The 1,337-nt window shown below is 61.9% G+C and carries 1 protein-coding gene; it reads right to left on the bottom strand.

The features are described from left to right. On the bottom strand, positions 1 to 427 hold a 427-nt coding region (locus tag CQ12_RS27925; protein ID WP_157088541.1), incomplete at its 3' end, for a glycosyltransferase. Positions 428 to 1,337 lie beyond the last annotated feature (910 nt).

The raw sequence follows: 1,337 nt of genomic DNA, 5'->3' as shown, positions 1-1,337 counted from the left end.
GTTGATTGTCGGATATCGAGACGAAAGGGGCGTCGGAAAACTGACGGACCACATCGACCAGCCCAGGCAGATCGAGCCGCCCGTGCATCGTCGTGAGGAAGGGCACGCCGAGGCGGCTGAGCAGCGGCAGATGCAGCCATTCGATGTGTGAGTGTACGATGTCGAAATCTTCGACCCGTTGCGCAATCGCCTCGAGCAGAGCGGTGCATGCGGCTGCGGGATCGGCGGCGGGCCTGCCGAGGCGGAGTGCGCGGGGCCAGACCGGATGCAGCTCCCCGCGCGTAAAGGAGTCTCCACTGGCGAACAAGGTCACCTCGTGGCCCAGGCTGACGAGCTCGTCGACCAGCCAGGCGACCACCCTCTCTGTCCCGCCGTAAAGCTTAGGAGGAACGCTCTCGGCCAACGGCGCGATCTGGGCAATACGCATGACAGCTGGTCCGGACCTTTGCTCCTGGTGACCATGCGAGAACCAAGGAGACGGACCAAGTGTTCCCAACGTGGTTGCCGATTCTTCCCGGATTGAGGAACCAGGCTACGCGCCCGCATTGGAGTCAACCGGACAAGGAGGACAAGAAATTGATTCTGATTTCGGTGGCGGCCTCGCTGGTGGCGACGGCAGCCTCCGCTCAGACGACGACCGGCACAGCCGGAGCAGCCGTCCAGATCGAGCCGCGCGCACTCCTTCGCGTTGCTGTTCTTCATAGCTGGGATCCAGGCCGCTTCTCTTGCTCAGTTGGCCCAATTCATAGCAGGACAGAAAGTGCTCCTCGCCGAAGGTAGTTTCGTTTGCAAACCGCGTCACTCACGCGAGCCAGGCATGGCAGACGCCCATCACCGCCGTCGCTCGTCGCAGCGTTTGCATTGCGCCCCAGGGCTTGGCACTCGTTGAGGTATGTCTCGCACTTTCGCGAGAGAGCATGGCCACCTCCATAAGTCCTTGATGCCTCAGGTGACAGCTACACCGCGTGCTGGATATACACCACCGCGTGCTGGATATTGCGGTGGCCAAGATAGGCTTGGAATGCCCGTGTATCGTGGCCCTTGTGGGCCACGGCGGAGCCGCAGCTTGTGGGGGTGGCGCCTTGAGTCAGCTGGCCACGACGCCCCGCAAGCTCCACCTTGCGCACCGCTGCAAGGGCAAGAGCTCCAAGTGCAAGAGCGGCTGAATGTCAGCCGCTCTATTTCGCAGCCGAACCCGTACGCCCGGGTTAGGCCACGCGCCGGTTCTCTTCCGTACTTTGTTTGATTTGTTTCCCGGTGTCTTCGGCCATTTTGAGCGACATGTCGGCGATGCGACGGCTGCACTCCAGAGCAGTCTCTACGGTCTCACGCACCAT

Origin of the sequence: Bradyrhizobium jicamae (assembly GCF_001440395.1) — a bacterium.
Lineage (GTDB): Bacteria > Pseudomonadota > Alphaproteobacteria > Rhizobiales > Xanthobacteraceae > Bradyrhizobium > Bradyrhizobium jicamae.
Note: the sequence above shows the minus strand (reverse complement) of the source record. Positions and strands in the feature narration are given on the sequence as shown.